The sequence below is a fragment of the Nocardioides antri genome (assembly GCF_008373765.1).
Lineage (GTDB): Bacteria > Actinomycetota > Actinomycetes > Propionibacteriales > Nocardioidaceae > Nocardioides > Nocardioides antri.
Genome location: NZ_VUJW01000134.1, coordinates 1 through 251, shown reverse-complemented (window position 1 = coordinate 251; position 251 = coordinate 1). Strand labels below are relative to the sequence as shown.

General features: G+C 73.7%; 1 pseudogene. It reads left to right on the top strand.

Annotated elements, in window-relative coordinates:
• Positions 1-251: pseudogene (locus F0U47_RS21535) on the top strand (SGNH/GDSL hydrolase family protein); the annotation flags it as partial.

Here is a 251-nt window from a genome sequence, read left to right as displayed (position 1 = left end):
ACACCGCGGCCCCCCTCACGGGACCCCTCGCCGGCCTCGACGGCTGCGGAGGGGCCCAGGTCAACTACCCGCAGCTGGTGGCGAAGGCGACCGGGGCCGAGCTGATCGACAACAGCTGCGGCGGCGCGAAGACCCGGCACCTCACCGGGCCGGAGCAGACCCGGTTCGCCCAGAACCCACGCCAGCTCCAGGGGCTGGGCGCGGACACCGGCCTCGTGACGTTCCCGCTGGGAGCCAACGACTACGGGTTC